The sequence below is a fragment of the Stenotrophomonas sp. genome, from assembly GCF_059505245.1.
This window is the reverse complement of record NZ_JCACKF010000032.1, coordinates 1-18977: the sequence shown is the minus strand read 5'-3', so window position 1 is coordinate 18977 and position 18977 is coordinate 1. Positions and strand designations below refer to the sequence as shown.

Genomic DNA, 18977 nt, shown 5'->3' with positions numbered 1-18977 from the left:
CCGATTATAGGGGCGTGAAGGTGACTGGTTCCCAGCCGCTTGGTGACCGTTTGCAACGGGCGCCATCGCCTAGAATGGGCACATGCCGCATTCGCCAGACACGCCCTCGCACGCCCTGAAGGCCGACAGCTTCGGTCGCATCCTCCTTGTGGAAGGGCCGGCCGGCCCCTTTGTACGCCGTGATCTGGGCGCCACACCACTGTGGTTGCGGCTGCCAGCCTGGTGGCTGGCCCGCCGTGAAGCACGCGCACTGCGCCACATCCACGGCATGGCCGATGTGCCGCAGCTGCTGGCGTGGGATGGACGTCATCTCGACCGCAGCTTCATGGCCGGCGACGCCATGTACCAGCGTCCGCCTCGCGGTGACCTGGCCTGGTTCCGCGCCGCGCGTCGTCTGCTGCAGCAGCTGCATCGCAATGGCGTGGCCCACAACGATCTGGCCAAGGAAGCCAACTGGCTGGTCACCGACGATGGCCGCCCGGCGCTGATCGACTTCCAGCTGGCGGTGATCGGCAACCCGCGCTCGCGCTGGATGCGCCTGCTGGCCCGTGAGGACCTGCGCCACCTGCTCAAGCACAAGCGCATGTACTGCCGCGAGTCGCTCACCCCGGTGGAAAAGCGGGTGCTCAAGCGCACCTCCTGGGTGCGCGAGCTGTGGTTCGCCACCGGCAAGCCGGTCTACCGCTTCGTCACCCGCCGCATCCTGCATTGGGAAGACAACGAGGGGCAGGGGCCGAAGCCGTGAGCCGTACGCAGGTGGTGACCGGCCCGCCGAGTGCAGGCAGCATCCTGCGCCCACAGCTGGCTGGCGCCGACTTCGTGCACGCCTGCCAGGCGACGACCCGTCGTGATGGGCGCTCGGCCTTGCAGGCCTATCGCGACATGGCGGCGACCATTCCCGGCTGGTTCGATGGGCTGATGGCACTGCGCAATCGCGGCATGCGCCTGCTCGGCATGAAGCACCTGGGCTCGTTGCGTGCGGTACAGGACATCGCGCAGCCGCGTCCGGGGCAACGGCTGGGCATCTTCACCCTGCAGTCGCTGGATGACGATGCCATCGTGCTGGAAGACGACGACCGCCACCTGCGTGTGCAGCTGGCCCTGCAGTGGCAGGGCGATGTGCTGGAAGTGGCGACGGTGGTGCATACGCACAACGCGTTCGGGCGTGTGTACATGCTGCCGGTCGCCCCGGTGCATCGGCTGATCGTGCCGCATCTGCTGAGGAAGCAGGTGCAGGGGTACCGGTAGATCCACGCCATGCGTGGATGAATTAAGCAATTCAATGGTCGCGTGCAAGTGAGTTTGCCGTCACCGATGTCAGCCTGCCAGGCAACAACGCGGAGCTGTGAGCGGCGGGGTCGGAGGCGCGTTGATCGGTGCCATTGGTCGAGGGACAGTTACAGTGGGAGGAGCTGTCGCGATTCAAGCGGTGACCAACGCCTTCACGGGGGCGGGCAGTGTTCTTGCTCAGAATGCCTAGGAAGGAAAGCCCACGTCCGGTGCGGAGCTTGCGTCAGCGATGGCGGGTAGTGTCGGTGGCGGTCTAGTTGCGAGCGGAATTGGTGTGGCTGCTGGTGATTTTGCGGGAGCTGCGGCCAAAGGGAATCTACAAAGGATGGTCGCCTCCTCTGCACCCGGGGTGCCAAATATGGCCCATGCGACCGCGTCAACTGCAGCAGCTATTCCGAAGCAGAGCTTGGGGCAGGCCACCATGTCACAGACTGCCCAGGCATCAGCTCAGATGGCGACTGCGGCAGCACAGAAGGAACTGGAGAAAAGGAAGTGTAGACGTCAACGCGTTCTTTGTTAGTTTATGAGATAGGAGGGGTGCTGTTCTTTGTGCTGATCTACGTCATCCTTGACTACAGAGGGATTGGCAACGCGGCTCGAATTGCTCTTTACCCTTTTTTTGTGTTTCAAGCCTTTCTGCTGTCGTCATATTTTGTAGATGCCTTGAAGGGTAGATGGCGTCGCTGAGTTTGGAAGCTGGCAACAGAACGAAATGAGCAACCCAATGCATACCGTTTCCAGCGTTGAAAGAGCGCTGATTGAAGCTGTGGCAGTCTGTCTGCCTGCGGCCTCTGCTTCGCAGCTTCAAGCCGACCTGGCTTCCGCAAGCGCTGTGGAAACCAGTCTGGGTGGAGCTCGGGTGGGATTCGTCATTTCTGGATATGAGCGTCCGCCGTATCTAGGGCAGCACGCATATCCCGTCGAGCTGCAGATGCAGGACGCAGATGGTGCTGAACTCACGCCGATTCTTCATGCGGACGCAAACGACCGGCTACTGGAGCTGGAGATCATTCGTTGGGATGGTGGCGAGCTGATATCTCCGCAGATCGAGAGCGTGGTCTGCTATGCATGAGGTGGCGAAGAAGGATTCTGGTGACGACAAGGGCAATGTGCAGAATGCCAGCCTCGAAGAGCCAGTGGATGTCGCGGAAGCGCTTGCGATGTATCAGCGCTTGATGCTTGAACGAAGCGATGCGGCGTTCGTCGCCGACTTCATGGTGTTCTGTTGGCAGGCCGTTGATCCCGGGCGCGTCGCCGCATTGGACTTGCCTGGGGACGTTGTGGATGCGTGCGCTGATCAGCTATCCCTGCTGATGCGGATGGAGGATCAGCAGGATCAGCAGGATCAGCAGCGCGCGGCGCCAGCTTTCTGGAAGCGCTACATCGAGTGGGCGGACTACGCCATCGATTTCCCGCTTGATGAACGCAAGCGGTTCATCTGTGAGGCACCTGGCTACTTGGAGCCAGCATTTTCTGTGTTCGTGGCCACTGGCGGTGCTGAGATGAGGTCTGAGGCGATGGAGCTCCTGGCTGAGTACTCCGGGTCTGGCACAGCGAGGGCTGCCTATGTCAGATCGGTGATCGAGAGTCGGCTCAGCTCTGAAGGGTCATATGGTCATCAATCCGTCGGTGGCTGATGGCTGTCAAAGGGGTCTGCCCATCACAACGGAAAGTGGTCGACGTGCAACGGTTTGAATAGAGCACTTGGTATATCCCTGCTGCTGGCAGCGGGTGGGACGGGTCTGGTTCCCGCCTTTTCCAGAGACAAGCATCCAGGCATCTGCCAAGGAATGAGTGGGTCGCGCAATGATGTGCAGTCCTGCCAGACACCGCTGCAGGCGCTTCTTGCGAACTCGGGCGGCTATGATGGCGGGCACTTTGCTGCGTTCGGCTACCTGCTCCATGAGGGTGGAAGCAGTGATGCCCTCGGCCCCTCCGCCGATGCGCTGGTCGATCTGAGTGGCGCGGAGTACGAGGACTCCGTGCGTGGCATCGAGCCAGGCCTGTACTTTGTCATGCTCCAGGGGATGTATTACGCGGGGGGGGGCAGTGAACGGTGCCTGCGTGGGCGAACTGAGGGCGCCTTTCATATCGCGCACATCAAAGGTCGATGAGGTTGATTGACCAGAGTGCTGTTGAGGTAATGCATGTGGGACTGCGCACACGCCATCCTCTATTACGAGAGCCAAGGGCAGGACTCGCTCCTGGTGCATGAGAACGTGTACCTGATCAGTGCCGATAACGACGAGCGCGCTCTTGAGAATGCAAACGCGCCTGCTCGCGGGTATGAGGATCCGAGCGGCCGCCTGATGGGTGAAGACGGTAGAGCGCCCCTCTATCGATGCGCCGGAATCCGCAAGCTGATATCAGTAGAGACTGATGAGGACCCTGCCGAGGGACGCCTGCACTCCGGTGTGGAGGTCACGTACTCCGTCATGGCGGTGGATACGTTGGATCAGGTGAGACGTCTTGCCCGTGGTGATGGCGTGGAAGTGCTGTACCAGGAATGGAAATGTAGAGCCGAGCATGGCTCGGCTCTACAGAGGCGGGTGACCTTACGGCGTCGCCGGCACCACCTGCTGGCCAATGAAGTTGCGCTTGGCGTCGAAGTCGTACGCGATCTGCAGCTGGCCCACATCCGGGCAGGCGTGGCAGTCGCGCAGCGGCGTGCGGTACAGCAGGCGGACGCCACCGTTCTCCAGCGGCGTGGCCCCGGCCGACTGCGCCGGTGCGAACGGCGTGGCCTGCGGGTGGTCCTTCAGCAGGGCCTGCACGGCGGGGTCGGCACGCAGGGTGTCGTCCAGCTGCACGGCATCCACATCGATGCGCTTGCCGGTGGCGTCGACCAGGCGGGTGCCCTCGTTGGTGTTGGCGCGGAACGGATACTCGACCGTCGCAATGCCCAGGCCTTCGTTCTCGTGCCAGGCCGTCACGTAGGCCAGCTCGCCCCCGGTGGACAGCTGTTCGGCGGCGGTGATCGCATCGGCGCTGGCGCCGCCGGCGCGCATCGCATCGCGCAGGCAATCACGCGTGGCGGCGTTCTCGCCCTGGCGGCAGGCGTTGAGGTCGCCATCCCACACCACGGCCTCGCTCCAGCGCAGCTTGCCGTCGGCGGCGGCCTTCTCTGCGCTGGGCGTGTCACCGGCAGGTGGCTCCTTGCCCGGTTCCGGCGAACGGCCCTGGCAGGCGGTCAGCAGGGCAAGCCCCAGGGCAGGCAGCAACAGGCGGGAACGGCGCATGGCGTGGACCTCGTGTGTTGTCTGGAGGCCCAAGTATCGTCAAGGCCGGGTGAACTCCACGTCGGCGCGGCATACTAGCGGCTCATTGCATACGCTGGAGTGTGGGACGTGGGCAGTCTGCAGGGCAAAACGCTTTTCATCACCGGTGCCTCGCGTGGCATCGGCCTGGCCATCGCACTGCGCGCTGCGCGCGACGGCGCCAACGTGGCCATTGCGGCCAAGTCGTCGGTGCCGAATCCGAAGCTGCCGGGCACCATCCATACCGCGGCCGAAGCGGTGACGGCGGCAGGCGGGCAGGGCCTGGCCCTGAAGTGCGACATCCGCGAGGAAGAGCAGGTGCATGCGGCGGTTGCGGCCACGGTCGACACCTTCGGTGGCATCGACATCCTGGTCAACAATGCCAGCGCGATCTGGCTGCGTGGCACGCTGGATACGCCGATGAAGCGCTTCGACCTGATGCAGCAGGTCAATTCGCGCGGCAGCTTCCTGTGCGCGCAGGCCTGCCTGCCGTACCTGCTGCAGGCGCCGAACCCGCACATCCTCACTCTCGCGCCGCCGCCGAGCCTGGAACCGAAGTGGTGGGGCGCGCATACCGGCTACACGCTGGCGAAGATGGGCATGAGCTTCGTCACGCTCGGCCTGGCCGCGGAATTCGGCCCGCAGGGTGTGGCGGTGAACGCGCTGTGGCCGCGCACGGTGATCGCCACCGATGCGATCAACATGATTCCGGGCGTCGATGCGGCCGGCTGCCGCACGCCGCAGATCATGGCCGATGCTGCGCACGCGGTGCTGGTGCGCGAGGCGGCGGGTTTCCACGGCCAGTTCCTGATCGACGATGACGTGCTGGCACAGGCGGGTATCACCGATCTGTCCGGCTATGCGGTGGATCCATCGCGTCCGTTGTTGCCGGATCTGTTCCTGGAGTGATCGCGCGTCGCCGGCAGAGGCCGAGGGCTGCGACCTTCGGCCTGCTGCGCTAGAATGCGAGGCTGTAATCGTTTTCAACAAGGACGTGAACCCATGTCACGCACTCTTTCCGTCGCGGCGCTGGCCGCTTCGCTGTCGATTGTCCTGGCTGCCTGCGGCGGCAAGGCACCCGCAACCACTGGCGACGCCGGCCCTTCCAGCACGCCCGACGCCAGCGCGGCGCCGTCCGACGCACAGCAGCAGTTGACCGCCAAGCTCAACGCCTACATCGGCTGCTTCAACACGCTTGATTCGAAGACCCACGGCAGCATCGAGTCCTATACGCGCTGGATCAAGGACGTCGAGGCCGGCCCGAGCGGGCGCGAGACCCAGGTGTACGGTCCGTTCGAGATCAGCGATTACGACATGAAGCAGTGCGATGGCCCCGTGACCGAGGCGATGGCTGCCAAGCCGGCGCTGGCTGAGCTCGATGCCGCTGCTGGCCATTACCAGCAGGCGCTGAAGGCACTGGTGCCGCTCAGCAAGGACGCGCACGACTATTACGATCGCCAGGACTACGAAGACGACCAGTTCGCCAAGGGAAAGCAGCTGCACGCGCCCTTGATGGCCGCCTTCAAGGAGTTCGTGACTGCCAGCGAAACGTTCAACGCCGAGCTGGAGCGCCAGAACGACGCCGCCCAGCGCGAGCAGCTCAAGGTATTGGAACAGGCCGAGGGACGCACGCGCGAGTACTACCGTCTGGCAATGATGCTGGAAGCCAAGGCCATCATGGATCTGATGAGTGAGGATGACTTCGATCAGGCCAAGGCGCGCGAGCGCCTGGATGCGTTCAACCGCATTTCCGACGAAGCGCATGCGAAGGTGGCTGATCAGGAGCCGGGCAAGCTGGACTGGAACAGCTTCGAGCGTGAAGCCGAGAACTTCCGTCGCGAAGGCAAGGAGCGGCTGCAGCGCGTCAGCGAGAAAAAGCCTTACAGCGATTTCGAACGACGCATGCTGGATTCGCCTTCGATGGCGCCGCGTGGCTCTGCCAGCAAGCTGATGCAGGAATACAACTCGCTGGTTTTCCAGAGCAACCGCCAGTAGCGCTCCCGCTCATGGCTTGATCAGCGAGCGCCGGTGTACATCGCCGGCGCTCGCATCAATGACTGAACGCATCCGGCAGTTCGCCGCCGCACTTGCGGCAATGCCGGGCATCCGGCTCGTGGCCTTCCAGCCCGCAGTGCGGGCAGCCACGCGCATCGCGGCGCGCGGCCAGCTCGGCTTCACGCATGGTGCTGGCCAGCTCCGCGGTGTAGATGCCGGTGGGCACGGCGATGATGCTGTAGCCGATCAGGATCAGCACCGAGGTGACGAAGCGGCCGAGCACGGTCTGCGGCACGATGTCGCCGAAGCCGACCGTGGCCATGGTCACCACCGCCCAGTACATGCTGGCCGGGATGTTGGTGAAGCCGTGTTCGGGGCCCTCGATCACGTACATCAGCGCGCCGGCGATGATGGTGATGGTGATCACCGTGAACAGGAACACCAGCACCTTGCGCCTGCTGCGCCACAGCGACGTCATCAGCACGCCGCTTTCCTCGATGTAGCGGGTCAGCTTGAGGATGCGGAACACGCGCAGGATGCGCAGCGCGCGTACCACCAGCAGGCTCTGCGCGCCGGGGATGAACATCGACAGGTAGGCGGGCAGGATCGACAGCAGGTCGATGATGCCCCAGATGCTCACCGCGTAACGCAGCGGGCGCTTGACCACGGCCAGCCGCAGCAGGTACTCGGCGGTGAAGATGATCGTGAAAGCCCATTCCAGGATGTACAGGCCGGTGGACCATTCGGCATGCAGGTGCTGCACGCTGTCGATCATCACCACCAGGATGCTGGCGACGATCGCCACTACCAGGATCAGGTCGAAATTGCGCGAGGGCCGCGAGTCGTGGCGGTAGATGATGTCGAACCACCGGCGGCGCCAGCCGGTCTCGGTGGCGGGGTTCAGCTGGGGGGCAGAAAACGGTCGCATGGGCGCATTGTGCCGCAGGGGTTCCGGCGCGAGAATGGGGATTCCTGAACCCTGCCGACTGCCATGACCGCCGCTACCGATCCGCTGATCTCCCTTTCGCACTATTACCTGCCGGTCTACAAGCCCCGTCAGGTGGTACTGGAGCGAGGCCAGGGCGCCCGCGTGTGGGACAGCCAGGGCCGTGAGTTCATCGACCTGGCCGCCGGCATCGCCGTGTGCGGGCTGGGCCACAACGATCCGGACCTGGTGGCCGCACTGGTCGAGCAGGCCGGCAAGCTCTGGCACACCAGCAACGTGTTCTACAGTGCGCCGCCGCTGCACCTGGCCGAGGAGCTGGTGAAGGCCAGCCGCTTCGCCGAGCGCGTGTTCCTGTGCAACTCCGGCGCCGAAGCCAACGAAGTGGCGATCAAGATGGTCCGCAAGTGGGCCTCCAGCCAGGGCCGCCCGGCCGACAAGCGGGTGATCATCACCTTCCGTGGCAGTTTCCACGGCCGCACCCTGGGCGCGGTGACCGCCACTGCCCAGCCGAAGTACCAGGAAGGCTACGAGCCGCTGCCCGGCGGCTTCCGCTACATCGATTTCAACGATGAAGTACAGCTGGAAACCGCGATGGCCGCCGGCGACGTGGCGGCGGTGATGCTGGAGCCGATCCAGGGCGAGGGCGGCGTGATGCCGGCCAAGTCCGGTTTCCTCAAGCGCGTGCGCGAACTGTGCGACCAGCACAACGCACTGCTGGTGCTGGACGAGATCCAGGCCGGCATGGGCCGCACTGGCACGCTGTTCGCGCACTGGCAGGACGACGTGGTGCCGGACATGGTTACCCTGGCCAAGGCACTCGGTGGCGGCTTCCCGATCGGCGCGATGCTGGCCGGCCCGAAGGTGGCCGAGACCATGCAGTTCGGCGCGCACGGCACCACCTTTGGTGGCAACCCGCTGGCTGCTGCGGTGGCCCGCGTGGCGCTGCGCAAGCTGGCCTCGGCGGAGATCGCCGCCAACGTCAGTCGCCAGTCCAAGGCGCTGCGCGATGGCTTCGCCCGCATCAACGACGAGTTCGGTGTGTTCAGCAACGTGCGTGGTCGTGGCCTGATGCTGGGCGCGGTGCTGAGCAAGGACTTCGCCGGCCAGGCCGGTGCGATCCTCGACCACGCCGCCGAGCAGGGCCTACTGACCCTGCAGGCCGGCCCGGACGTGCTGCGCTTCGTGCCGTCGCTGAACATCACCGACGAAGAAGTGGCCGAAGGCCTGAAGCGCCTGCGCGCGGCGATTGCCGCGTTCATCGCCGCGCGCTGAGGCCATCATGCCGGGGTCGGACCCCTCTCCTGCGGAGAGGGCTCTGACCCCGTTGCTGAGGAATGCCCGTAGAGCCGAGCCTATGCTCGGTTCATCGCGATGCCAGGCCACAGCAGCCAAGCATGGGCTCGGCTCTACAGTAGTTCACGCAATCCGGTAGCGCTTCAACACCTTGCCCAATCCCCGGCCATCGCGCACGGTTTCCGCGTGCAGGCCGGCAGCGCGCGCGCCACGCACATTGGCGAACAAGTCATCGACGAACAGCGTGCGCGAAGGTGCCACGCCCAGCGCTTCCAGCGTGCGCAGAAACACCGCCGGCGCAGGTTTGCGCAGGCCGAAATCCGCACTGCAGAACACGCGCGCCTGCAGGGCAGGAAACAGTTCCGGCAGCAGGGTGGGCAATGCCTGCTGCATCAGCGCGCCGTTGTTGGTCAGCACCGCGATTGGCAGTTGCAGGTCCTGCAATCGTTGCAACACGGCCGCCTGAGGATGGCTGGCGGCCCGTCGCGCCGCGGTCCATGCAGCCACATCGACAGTCGTGCCCAGAAGCTCTCCCAGCTGCGCCAGATAGGCCGGGCCATCCAGCGTGCCATTGTCATGCGCTGCTTCCAGACCGCTGTCGTACAGCGCGGCCTGTACGGCGTGCGTCGGAACCTGCAGTGTCCGGGCCAGATGCAGCACGCGTTGCCCGCGCTGGTACTGCACCAGCACGCCATCCACATCCAGCAGCAACAGGTCGATCCGCATCGGCTGAGCATGCCATTGCGATGAGTGCGCGGGAAACCCTGGAGCTGGCATGCGACAGACGGTCGCAGACGGCGCCGCAGGGGGCTGCCTAGAATGGCGCTTGAATCCGCAGGAGATGCAATGATGAAGGCTTGGAGGGTGGCAGTGGGACTGGGTGCGCTGATGCTGGCGCCGTCGGCGATGGCGCGGGTGTGTGCGGTGAGCATCGACAGCACCGACCAGATGAGCTTCAGCAGCCGCGAGATCAAGGTTGCCGCTGATTGCACCGCCGTGGACCTGACCCTGCGCCATACCGGCAAGCTGGCGGTCACCGCGATGGGCCACAACTGGGTGCTGACCCGCAGCGCTGATTACCAGCCGGTGGCGATGGCGGGCATGCGCATGACCCTGGCTGACAGCTACCTGCCGAAGGCCGACAAGCGCGTGCTGGCGCATACCAAAGTGATCGGTGGCGGCGAGACCGCGCGCGTGCGTTTCTCTACCCAGGGCCTGCAGAAAGGTGGCGATTACACCTTCTTCTGTTCGTTCCCTGGCCACTTCGCAATGATGAAGGGCAAATTCGTCTTCGGTTAGAAAAAAAGGGGACGGAGGGGATTAAGTCGTTTGTGCACAAACGACTTAATCCCCTCCGTCCCCTTTTTGCGATCAGCCCTTGGTGGCCTTGAACGCCACGCGTGCAGCGGCGAGGGTGGCCTCGATCACCGCATCGTCGTGCGCGCTGGACAGGAAACCGGCTTCGTACGCCGACGGCGCCAGGAACACGCCCTGGTCCAGCATCGCATGGAAGAAGCGGTTGAACGCCGGGATGTCACAGGCAGTGGCCTGCGCATAGGTCTCCACCTTCTCGCTGGTGAAGAACAGCCCGAACATCGCGCCCACGCGGGTGGTGGTCACGGCCACGCCGGCTTCGGCGGCGGCCGCTTCCAGGCCGGCACACAGGCGCGCGGTGCGCTCGGCCAGGTCGGCGTGGAAGCCCGGCTGCTGGATCAGTTCCAGCATCGCCAGGCCGGCGGCCATCGCCACCGGGTTGCCGCTCAGCGTACCTGCCTGGTAGATCGGGCCGGCCGGGGCGATCTGCTGCATCAGCTCGCGGCGGCCGCCGTAGGCCCCGACCGGCATGCCGCCGCCAATGATCTTGCCGAAGGTGGTCAGGTCCGGGGTGATGCCGTAGTGCGCCTGTGCGCCGCCGAGGGCGACGCGGAAGCCGGTCATCACCTCGTCGAAGATCAGCAGCGCGCCATGCTTCGTGCACAGTTCGCGCAGGTGCTGCAGATAGCCGTCGCGCGGCGGGATGCAGTTGGCGTTGCCGACCACCGGCTCGATGATCAGCCCGGCAATGTCGTCACCCTGTTGCTCGAACAGGGCGGTAGCCGCTTCGAAATCGTTGTAGGGCAGGGTCAGGGTCAGTTCGCTCAGCCCGGCCGGGACGCCCGGCGAGGTCGGCACGCCCAGCGTCAGCATGCCGCTGCCGGCCTTGACCAGGAACGAGTCGCCATGGCCGTGATAGCAGCCTTCGAACTTCACGATGCGGTTGCGGCCGGTCGCACCACGCGCCAGGCGGATCGCCGACAGCGTGGCCTCGGTGCCGGAGTTGACCATGCGCACCATCTCGCACGACGGCACCAGGCGGGTGATGGTCTCGGCCATGGTCACTTCGGCTGCGCACGGCGCGCCGAAGGACAGGCCGTTGTCGATCGCCTTCTTCACCGCCCGGCGCACGGCCGGGTGGTTGTGGCCGACGATCATCGGGCCCCAGGAACCGACGTAGTCGATGTAACGGTTGCCGTCGACGTCGTACAGGTAGGCGCCGTCGGCGCGCTCGACGAAGAACGGTTCGCCACCGACCGATTTGAACGCGCGTACCGGCGAATTGACGCCGCCCGGCAGCAGTTGCTGGGCGCGGGAGAACAGGGCGTGGGACTGGTCGTGGTTCATGGGGCTTTCCTGGGCGTTACGCGAACTGGGCGAGGTAGGCGCGCTGGGTCGCGACCGGGTCTTCGGCGGCGAACACGCTGCTGACCACGGCGACCAGATCGGCGCCGGCGTCGATGATGGGACCGACATTGTCCGGCGTCAGGCCGCCGATCGCCACCCGCGGCACGCCCAGTGCGGCGCTTTGCCGCAGCAGGTCGGTATGCGCGCGGCTGCTGGTGACCTTGGTCGTGGTCGGGAAGAACGCGCCGAAGGCCACGTAGCTGGCGCCGGCGGCCACGGCCTTCTCTGCATTGGCAAGCTGGTCGTAGCAGGAGGCGCCGATGATGGCCTCGGCACCGAGCAGGGCGCGTGCGCTGGGGATGTCACCGTCGGTGCCGCCGAGGTGCACCCCCGCCGCGCCAACGGCTTTGGCCAGCGCCGGGTCGTCGTTGACGATCAGCGGCACGCCGTGTTCCGCGCACAGCGCCTGCAGGGCGGTGGCCTGCTCCCGCCGCAGCGCGTCACTGGCGGTCTTGTTGCGGTACTGCAGCCAGGTGGCGCCAGCGGCCAGCAGCGGCGCGGTACGGGCCAGCAGGCGTGCGGTATCGGGCTCGTCCGGGGTGATCAGGTAGACGCCGCGGGGCGCCGGGGAAGCAGAAGTCATCGATGGCTACCGGTGAGTGGACCGCGATGGGACAATGGCGGCCCGTGAATCCAGCCCTGATTATCCGATGAGCGATGCCACCCCCACCACCTTGCGCACCTGGATGTGCGTGGTCTGCGGCTTCCTGTACAACGAAGCGGAGGGCCTGCCGGAGGAGGGCATCGCGCCGGGGACGCGCTGGGAGGACATTCCGGAGACCTGGACCTGCCCGGACTGCGGGGTCACCAAGGCCGATTTCGAGATGGTCGAGGTCGATTGATGAGGGTAGGTGTGGACCGTTGGTCCACACCCCGGCACCCTCAATGCAGCCGCGGCATCGGTCCGCCGAGGTCGATCAGCTTCTCGCGCAGCCACTGCGCATCACTGGCTTCTGGGTTGCGCTTCAGGTACTGCCCCAGATCGTGGCGGGCACCGGCCAGGTACTCCAGTTGCAGGTAGGCCAGGCCGCGGTCACGCAGCGCATCGTCCTGCTCCGGGGCGAGCTTCAGCAGGCGGTCGGCACTGCGCGCGGCGCGGTCCCATTCGCCGGCCTCGGCATACACGCCGTGCAGGTTGCGCAGCATGCGCATCAGGATCGCGCGCGCCGGCGCCGGGTCCAGAATCTGCGCCAGCACCTGGTCGTCGGGCATCTGCCCGCCCAGGTGTGACTTGGCGCGTTCGCGCAGTTCGTCCACGTCCAGCGGGCGACCACCATTGAACGGGTCCATCACCAGCACGCCGTCGTCCACCGGCAGGCGCACCAGGAAGTGGCCGGGGAAGGACACGCCGTCGAGCGGAATGCCCAGCCGCCGCGCGACTTCCATCTGCACCAGCGCCAGCGAGATCGGGTTGCCCAGCCGGCGCTCGAATACCTGGTTGAGGTAGCTGTTGCGCGGGTCGTAATACTCGTCGTGGTCGCCGCTGTAGCCCAGCTCGTCGAACAGGTGGCGGTTGATCGCCGCCATCTTCAATGGACTGTTGTCGATGCTCTCCACTTCCGAGCGGAGGTGGTCGACATGGCTCTGGATCAGCGCATCGTAGGTCGACGGCTGCAGATCGGGGTATTCATCGCGCGCGATCAGCAGCGCGGTCGGCAACAGTGGCAGCGCCTCGTCTTCGAGGTCGGCCAGTGCATCCCAGTCGGGGAGTGTGATCCGGTCCTGCATGGCCACAGACTGGCGTCATTCGCAGGCCGTTTCAAGCGGTGCCGCGTGAAAAATGCAGGGGTCAGATCCCTTTCGCGTGCGAAAGGGATCTGACCCCGGCAGGGTTGCCGGGCCGCGGCCGGGCCTTCTGCGGGGGCGGGGCGCAGCCCGGCCCGACCTTTATTTTCGAGGGCCGGGGCGCATTTCAGCTCCGTGCCGTCCTTCAACTGCAGCTTCTCGGCCTGGCCGGCGTTGAGTTCCAGCACGTAGCGCGCCGGGCCACCGCTGGGGTAGGGCGGGCACATGTCGCCGGCCGAGCACGGCGGTACGTCGCGCTGCTGGCTGACCAGCCTGCGCTGGCTGTCGAAGTACAGGATGTCCAGCGCGATCCTGGTGTTCTTCATCCAGTACGCCTGCATTTCTTCGCGGTCGTGGATGAACAGCATGCCGTGGTCGGCCGCCATCTGGTCGCGGAACATCAGCCCGCGCGCGCGGGTTTCATCGTTGGTGGCCAGCTCCACCTGGTAGCGGGCGCCATCCAGTTCGACCCAATGGCGGGCCGCGTCGGTGGCACAGCCGGCCAGGGCCAGCAGCGGAAGCATCAGCAGCGAACGCAACAGCGACATCGTCAGGATCCTTCGGAAGGGTCAGAGCACGACCGGCGGCTCGCCGCCGACGATCACCACGTCGGCGCGACGGCGCGCGAACAGGCCCACGCAGACCACGCCCGGCAGTTGGTTGAGCTCGCGCTCCAGCTTTTCCGGATCGGTGATCTGCAGGTTGTGGATGTCCAGGATCTGGTTGCCATTGTCGGTGACCACGCCTTCGCGCCAGGTCGGCTGGCCGCCGGTCATGTCGCGGATCTGCCGGGCGACCAGGCTGCGCGCCATCGGGATCACTTCCACCGGCAGCGGGAACCTGCCCAGCACCGGCACCTGCTTGCTCGGGTCGACGATGCAGATGAAGCGCTCGCTGGCCTCGGCGATGATCTTCTCGCGGGTCAGTGCGGCGCCGCCGCCCTTGATCAGGCACTTGTTCGGATCGCACTCATCGGCGCCGTCCACGTACAGCGACAGGTTGCCGCTGTGGTTCAGCTCGATCACTTCGATGCCGTGCTGCTTCAGGCGCGCGGTGCTCTGCTCGGAGCTGGACACGGCGCCCTTGATGCGGTGCTGGATGCGGGCCAGGGCATCGATGAAATAGGCCACGGTGGAACCGGTGCCGACACCGACGATCATGCCGTCTTCGACGTATTCGATGGCTTTCTCGGCGGCCAGGCGCTTGGCTTCGGACATGGGAGAACTCTCAGGCAGGGAATCAGGATTTCTTTTCCAGCGACAGCAGCAGCTTCCACTGCGCGGCGGTCACCGGGAACACCGACAAGCGGTTGCCCTTGGCAACCAGCGGGAAGCCTTCGCCCAGTTCCTCGGCGTGCAGCTTGATCTCGTCCAGCGCGATCACCTGCTTCAGCTTGCGGTCGAAGGCCACGTCCACCAGCATCCAGCGCGGGTTCTCGCGCGTGCTCTTGGGGTCGTAGTAGTCGGATTTTGGATCGAACTGGGTGTCGTCCGGATAGGCGGTGCTGGCCACCGTGGCCAGGCCGACGATGCCCGGCACCTTGGTATTGGAGTGGTAGAACAGGATGCCGTCGCCCACCTGCATGCCATCGCGCATGAAGTTGCGTGCCTGGTAGTTGCGCACCCCGTTCCAAGGTTCGACCTTGACCTTGGCCAGGTCATCGATGGAGAAGGCGTCCGGTTCGGACTTCATCAGCCAGTAGCGCTTGCGGGCGGTCATGCGTTCACGGGGGCAGCGGAGGGGAACAGGGTGCCGTCTTCGGTGCAGATCGCATCCACCGGCACGTCCCACGACGCCACCGGCAAGGACTCGACCTGCTGCACCGCGAACGCAGCACCGACCAGCCAGGGCGGCGCCGGCCGGTCATGGCGGAAGGCGAAGCTGCGATCATACCAGCCGCCCCCCATGCCCAGCCGCCGGCACTGTGCGTCGAAGCCCACCAGCGGGGCCACCACCAGCGCCATCTGCGCCGGTTCCAGCGTATCGTCCAGCGCTACGTCCGGTTCGGGAATGCCGTAGCGGTTGCTGGTCAGCGCCTGCCCCGGCCGCCACGGCGCGAAGCGCAGGACCTCGCCGGCCAGCACCGGCAGGCAGTAGGTGAGGCCTTCGGGCAGTTGCAGCTGCCAGCGGTGCAGGGCGATTTCGCCATCCAGCGCCCAGTAGCCGGCCACGGCGCCTTCGCGTGGGGCGAACGGCAGGGCGAGCAGGGCATCGGCAAGGGATTCGGCGGCAGCAATGCGCTCACCGGCGGAAAGGTCGCGGCGGCGTTGCCGCAGGTCGTGGCGCAGGGCCTGGCGCGGGTCGGTCATGGCAGCGTGCGGCAAGGATCAGCCGCCATTGTGCCGGAAAGAACAAGGGCGACGCCCGAAGACGCCGCCCTTGCTGGAATATTGCATTCTCCGCAATGTCGATGCATGCGAAACGACCTTGAACCCGGGGGCTCAAGTGGGAACGCTGGAGAACCATCGGGCTTCCCGCTACAAGGCGGACCTGCACTCCCGGCGCTGTCGCGCTCCCGGTGTCGTTCTTAAGGGACAAGGCGAATGTTTGCACATGCCGTCGAGTACCGCAGAGAACGCGTGGCCATTATAGCCAGCGTGCAGGATCTGGATAGGCCGTTCGTCGGCAACAGTCCGTGCCAATTCAGATATGCGAAAAGGGGACGGAGGGGATTAAGACGTTTCCGGCACGGATGGGGCGAATGCGCCTTAATCCCCTCCGTCCCCTTTTTCTAGGGGGTGCCGTCGATCGCGCGGTCCAGGCGCCTGTTCAGGTCGGCCAGCGTCTGCTGCAGGGCCACGGCCTGGCGGGCGTTCTCGTCGCGCAGCAGCTGCAGTTCGTGGGCCAGGTTCAGTGCGGCCAGCACGGCGACGCGGTCGACCGCGGCCATGCGGTTGCTGCCGCGGATTTCGCGCATGCGCGCATCGAGCAGGCGCGCGGCGGCCATCAGGCTGTCGCGTTCATCGCCGCCAACACCCACCGTGTATTCACGATCGAGGATGCGGACACTGACCGGTTCGGCGCTCATGTGTGCTGCTCCAGGGATTTGAGCCGGCTGATCATTGCTTCCACCCGCGAGCGTGCCTGCTCGTTCTTGGCCAGCAGCGTGGAACGCTCGGCCACCAGCTGTTCCTGCTGGTGGCGCAGGCTGCGGTTCTCCTCGGCCAGGCGCTGGTTGCGTTCGAGCAACGCTTCCACGCGGGCGGCGAAGTCCTGCAGCTGGGCAAGGGGATCGGCGGGTTCCATGCGGGCACGATAGGCAAGCCGGGCAAGGGCGGTCAAGCGTTGTCGCAGCAAGGCCTGGCAGCCGCAGAGAGGACGCCGCCGGGTTGCTACACTACGGGGTCTCACGGGCGCGCGCGTGCGCGCCCCGGGTTTCCTTTCCGAACGAGCCGCACGATGACCGAACTTCCCTCCGTCGACGACGTTACCCGCGCCAGCCAGGAACTGGGCCTGGGCGCTACCGCTGCCGAGCTGCACGGTGCGCTGTGTGGCTGGCTGGCCGCCGGTGGCGCCCCCGGCAACGACTGGCCGGCACGGGTGCTGGCCGACGACAACCTGCCGCCGGTGGCTGCCGACAGCGTGCTGGGGCAGCTGCTGCAGGCGACCATCAAGCAGCTGGAAGACCGCGACTTCGCCTTCGAACTGCTGCTGACAGACGGCGACGATGTGTCCGCGCAGGCCGATGCCATGTTCAGCTGGACCCGCTCGTTCCTGGGTGGTTTCGGCCTGGGCAGCGGCGGCCGCCGCCCGACCTTGTCCGAAGAGGGTGAAGAAGCGCTGACCGACATGGCCAGCCTGGCACGCGCCTCCAGCGAGGATTTCGAAGCGGGTGGCGATGATGACGACGAAGCCCTGTCGGAGATCGAGGAGTTCATCCGCGTGGCGGTACTGCTGCTGCACGGTGACGTGGTGCTGGCCTCGCGCCATCGGCAGCGCCTGAACTGATGGACATCAAGCAGCGCACCGGCATCGCGGCCGGCGAATACAGGCGTCGGCGCCGCCAGCTGATGGACATGGCCGGCGAGGACGCGATCCTGGTGCTGCCGGCCGCGGCCGAGAAGGTGCGCAGCCTCGATACCCATTACCCGTTCCGCCAGGACTCGGACTTCCAGTACCTGAGCGGTTTCCCGGAGCCGGAGGCGGTATTGGTGCTGATCCCGGGCCGGCGCCACGGCGAGGCCATCCTGTTCTGCCGCGAACGTGATGCCGAGCGCGAAGCCTGGGACGGCAGCCGTGCCGGCCAGGAAGGCGCGGTGGCGCAGTACGGCATGGACGATGCGTACCCGATCGATGATCTGGACGACATCCTGCCGGGCCTGTTGGAAGGCCGTTCGCGCGTCTACTACCACTTCGGTCGCGACGCCGATTTCGACCTGAAGCTGATCGGCTGGGTCAACCGCGTGCGTTCGCAGGTGCGCCACGGTGCGCAGCCGCCGCACGAGTTCCTCGAACTGGGCCATCTGCTGCACGAGCAGCGCCTGTTCAAGTCCGGTGCGGAAGTTGCATTGATGCACCACGCCGCGCAGATCAGCGTGCGTGCGCATCTGGCGGCGATGAAGGCTGCCAGGGCCGGCATCCACGAATACGAGCTGCAGGCCGAGCTGGAACGTGTGTTCCGCGCCAGCGATGCAGTGCCGGCGTATTGCAGCATCGTCGGTGCGGGCCGCAACGGTTGCATCCTGCATTACCGGGACAACAACGCGCGTTCGCGCGACGGCGAGCTGGTGCTGATCGACGCCGGTGCCGAGTACCGTGGCTACGCCAGCGACATCACCCGCACGTTCCCGGTGAATGGCCGCTTCAGCGCCGAGCAGCGTGCACTGCACGACCTGGTCGGCGATGCACAGGCCGCCGCGCTGGCCCAGGCCAGGCCGGGCGTGCCGTACGAGGCCGGTCACCTGGCCGCAGTGCAGACCCTGACCGAGGGCCTGCTGCGGCTGGGCCTGCTGAAGGGGACGCTGGAAAAGAACCTGTCCGAAGGCCTGTACCAGCGTTTCTACCGGCACAAGACCGGGCACTGGATCGGGCTGGACGTGCACGATGTGGGCGATTACCGCCTGGCGGGCGATTCGCGGCTGCTGGAGCCGGGCATGGCATTCACCATCGAGCCGGGGCTGTACATCGGCGTGGACGATACGACGGTGGAACCGCGCTGGCGCGGCATCGGCATCCGTACCGAGGATGATGTGCTGATCACCGATGACGGTCATCGCGTGCTGACCGAAGGCCTGGCGCGCAGCGCCGACGAGATCGAAGCGGTGATGGCGGGGTAAGGGGTGTTCTGCAGGGCTTGCAGCCCTGCACCCGCAGAGGCAACAGCAAGAGCAACAGCAACAGCGCGCATTCCGTGGGATGGCGGGGCACTGTGGGTGTGCGGGGACGCCGTGAACCCATCCATGGGGGCTTGGTCGCGGCATCCATGCCGCTCACACCCCGCAAACCCACAGTACCCCGCCTTCGACAGGTTCACGCGGCTGTTGGCAACCGCGGTTATTGGCACGCGCGGCTGTTGGTAGGTGTCGACCTTGGTCGACACGGAGCGAGCGCAGCGAGCGACCCGCTTCTGCTTTTCTTTCTTCTTTTTCCGTGGTTGGACGCGGCAGGAAACTGTCAAAGGACGGGCGGGGTGGGTTTGCAGGACCGTTGGCGCCATGGATGGCGCCATCGAGCCCCCATGGATGGGTTTA

23 protein-coding genes, 1 other RNA gene and 1 pseudogene are annotated in these 18977 nt (G+C 65.8%); 12 read left to right on the top strand and 13 right to left on the bottom strand.

All coding sequences use genetic code 11. From position 1 onward, the window contains the following. Positions 1 to 82 precede the first annotated feature (82 nt). The 5 genes from AC5JLE_RS12470 (at position 83) to AC5JLE_RS12450 (ending at position 3404) form a co-directional block, all read left to right on the top strand. A complete protein-coding gene (locus AC5JLE_RS12470; protein ID WP_032956028.1) occupies positions 83 to 745 on the top strand; it encodes a serine/threonine-protein kinase in 663 nt (220 codons plus the stop codon). Beyond that, positions 742 to 1248, top strand: a complete 507-nt coding sequence (locus AC5JLE_RS12465) for a DUF2867 domain-containing protein (RefSeq protein WP_164166204.1) — start codon at positions 742 to 744, stop codon at positions 1246 to 1248. Before AC5JLE_RS12470 ends, AC5JLE_RS12465 begins: the two co-directional genes overlap by 4 nt. Positions 1249 to 2014: 766 nt before the next feature. Beyond that, positions 2015 to 2362, top strand: a complete 348-nt coding sequence (locus tag AC5JLE_RS12460; RefSeq protein ID WP_032956031.1) for a DUF6984 family protein — start codon at positions 2015 to 2017, stop codon at positions 2360 to 2362. A 1-nt stretch (position 2363) separates the two neighbouring features. Further along, the gene (locus tag AC5JLE_RS12455; protein WP_032956033.1) at positions 2364 to 2927 is read left to right on the top strand and encodes a hypothetical protein; all 564 of its coding nucleotides are present in this window, start codon (positions 2364 to 2366) and stop codon (positions 2925 to 2927) included. A 153-nt stretch (positions 2928 to 3080) separates the two neighbouring features. Next, positions 3081 to 3404, top strand: coding sequence for a hypothetical protein (locus AC5JLE_RS12450; RefSeq protein ID WP_154582531.1), 324 nt, complete (start codon positions 3081 to 3083; stop codon positions 3402 to 3404). Positions 3405 to 3845: 441 nt separating this feature from the next. Here the strand turns inward: AC5JLE_RS12450 and AC5JLE_RS12445 are convergent, their stop codons facing one another. After that, complete coding sequence (locus tag AC5JLE_RS12445; RefSeq protein ID WP_032956036.1) at positions 3846 to 4529, bottom strand: hypothetical protein; 684 nt, start codon at positions 4527 to 4529, stop codon at positions 3846 to 3848. Between the two features lie 108 nt (positions 4530 to 4637). On the opposite strand from AC5JLE_RS12445, the gene AC5JLE_RS12440 reads away from it, so the two are divergent. Then, positions 4638 to 5456 carry an SDR family oxidoreductase gene (locus AC5JLE_RS12440; protein ID WP_014648303.1) on the top strand — a complete coding sequence of 273 codons (819 nt, stop codon included), beginning with the start codon at positions 4638 to 4640 and terminating at the stop codon, positions 5454 to 5456. 93 nt (positions 5457 to 5549) lie between these two features. Further along, the gene (locus tag AC5JLE_RS12435; RefSeq protein ID WP_049407676.1) at positions 5550 to 6542 is read left to right on the top strand and encodes a YiiG family protein; all 993 of its coding nucleotides are present in this window, start codon (positions 5550 to 5552) and stop codon (positions 6540 to 6542) included. A 55-nt stretch (positions 6543 to 6597) separates the two neighbouring features. On the opposite strand, the gene AC5JLE_RS12430 is transcribed toward AC5JLE_RS12435, so the two are convergent. Then, entirely contained in the window at positions 6598 to 7470 is an 873-nt protein-coding gene (locus AC5JLE_RS12430; protein WP_014648300.1) for an ion transporter, read from the bottom strand. A 63-nt stretch (positions 7471 to 7533) separates the two neighbouring features. Here AC5JLE_RS12430 and AC5JLE_RS12425 point away from each other — a divergent pair, with 63 nt between their 5' ends. After that, positions 7534 to 8760: an acetylornithine transaminase gene (locus AC5JLE_RS12425; RefSeq protein ID WP_241884237.1), complete on the top strand. Its 1227-nt coding sequence runs from the start codon at positions 7534 to 7536 to the stop codon at positions 8758 to 8760. A gap of 144 nt (positions 8761 to 8904) precedes the next feature. Here AC5JLE_RS12425 and AC5JLE_RS12420 read toward each other — a convergent pair whose 3' ends face one another. After that, a complete protein-coding gene (locus tag AC5JLE_RS12420) occupies positions 8905 to 9507 on the bottom strand; it encodes an HAD-IA family hydrolase (protein ID WP_401734940.1) in 603 nt (200 codons plus the stop codon). Positions 9508 to 9630: 123 nt separating this feature from the next. Here AC5JLE_RS12420 and azu point away from each other — a divergent pair, with 123 nt between their 5' ends. Beyond that, complete coding sequence (azu, locus tag AC5JLE_RS12415) at positions 9631 to 10080, top strand: azurin (protein ID WP_241884239.1); 450 nt, start codon at positions 9631 to 9633, stop codon at positions 10078 to 10080. Positions 10081 to 10152: 72 nt separating this feature from the next. Here the strand turns inward: azu and hemL are convergent, their stop codons facing one another. Next, entirely contained in the window at positions 10153 to 11442 is a 1290-nt protein-coding gene (gene hemL / locus AC5JLE_RS12410) for a glutamate-1-semialdehyde 2,1-aminomutase (protein ID WP_241884241.1), read from the bottom strand. Between the two features lie 16 nt (positions 11443 to 11458). Continuing rightward, a complete protein-coding gene (gene thiE / locus AC5JLE_RS12405) occupies positions 11459 to 12085 on the bottom strand; it encodes a thiamine phosphate synthase (RefSeq protein ID WP_046432341.1) in 627 nt (208 codons plus the stop codon). Positions 12086 to 12119: 34 nt separating this feature from the next. On the opposite strand from thiE, the gene AC5JLE_RS12400 reads away from it, so the two are divergent. Next, positions 12120 to 12344, top strand: a complete 225-nt coding sequence (locus tag AC5JLE_RS12400; protein WP_075076014.1) for a rubredoxin — start codon at positions 12120 to 12122, stop codon at positions 12342 to 12344. A gap of 40 nt (positions 12345 to 12384) precedes the next feature. Here the strand turns inward: AC5JLE_RS12400 and AC5JLE_RS12395 are convergent, their stop codons facing one another. The 8 genes and pseudogenes from AC5JLE_RS12395 to AC5JLE_RS12360 form a co-directional block, all read right to left on the bottom strand. Further along, positions 12385 to 13230, bottom strand: a complete 846-nt coding sequence (locus tag AC5JLE_RS12395; protein WP_024957828.1) for a SirB1 family protein — start codon at positions 13228 to 13230, stop codon at positions 12385 to 12387. Between the two features lie 164 nt (positions 13231 to 13394). Further along, positions 13395 to 13835 (bottom strand): annotated as a pseudogene (locus tag AC5JLE_RS12390) (DUF192 domain-containing protein); the annotation flags it as partial. Positions 13836 to 13856: 21 nt separating this feature from the next. Next, positions 13857 to 14504: a ribose-5-phosphate isomerase RpiA gene (gene rpiA, locus AC5JLE_RS12385; RefSeq protein WP_014648291.1), complete on the bottom strand. Its 648-nt coding sequence runs from the start codon at positions 14502 to 14504 to the stop codon at positions 13857 to 13859. 22 nt (positions 14505 to 14526) lie between these two features. Further along, positions 14527 to 15006, bottom strand: a complete 480-nt coding sequence (locus tag AC5JLE_RS12380) for an EVE domain-containing protein (protein ID WP_014648290.1) — start codon at positions 15004 to 15006, stop codon at positions 14527 to 14529. Next, on the bottom strand, positions 15003 to 15596 hold the full coding sequence (locus AC5JLE_RS12375) for a 5-formyltetrahydrofolate cyclo-ligase (RefSeq protein ID WP_032956052.1): 594 nt from the start codon (positions 15594 to 15596) through the stop codon (positions 15003 to 15005). The genes AC5JLE_RS12380 and AC5JLE_RS12375 overlap by 4 nt, the downstream gene beginning before the upstream one ends. A gap of 83 nt (positions 15597 to 15679) precedes the next feature. Next, positions 15680 to 15865, bottom strand: a non-coding RNA gene (gene ssrS, locus AC5JLE_RS12370) — 6S RNA. A 153-nt stretch (positions 15866 to 16018) separates the two neighbouring features. Continuing rightward, entirely contained in the window at positions 16019 to 16315 is a 297-nt protein-coding gene (locus AC5JLE_RS12365) for a cell division protein ZapA (RefSeq protein ID WP_005410899.1), read from the bottom strand. Then, a complete protein-coding gene (locus AC5JLE_RS12360; RefSeq protein WP_005410898.1) occupies positions 16312 to 16533 on the bottom strand; it encodes a TIGR02449 family protein in 222 nt (73 codons plus the stop codon). Before AC5JLE_RS12360 ends, AC5JLE_RS12365 begins: the two co-directional genes overlap by 4 nt. A 153-nt stretch (positions 16534 to 16686) precedes the next feature. Between AC5JLE_RS12360 and AC5JLE_RS12355 the strand changes: the two genes are divergently transcribed. Further along, complete coding sequence (locus tag AC5JLE_RS12355) at positions 16687 to 17235, top strand: YecA/YgfB family protein (RefSeq protein WP_014648288.1); 549 nt, start codon at positions 16687 to 16689, stop codon at positions 17233 to 17235. 5 nt (positions 17236 to 17240) lie between these two features. Next, positions 17241 to 18563 (top strand): aminopeptidase P N-terminal domain-containing protein, encoded by a 1323-nt coding sequence (locus AC5JLE_RS12350; protein WP_329858324.1) that lies wholly within the window; start codon positions 17241 to 17243, stop codon positions 18561 to 18563. The last annotated feature ends 414 nt before the right edge of the window (positions 18564 to 18977 follow it).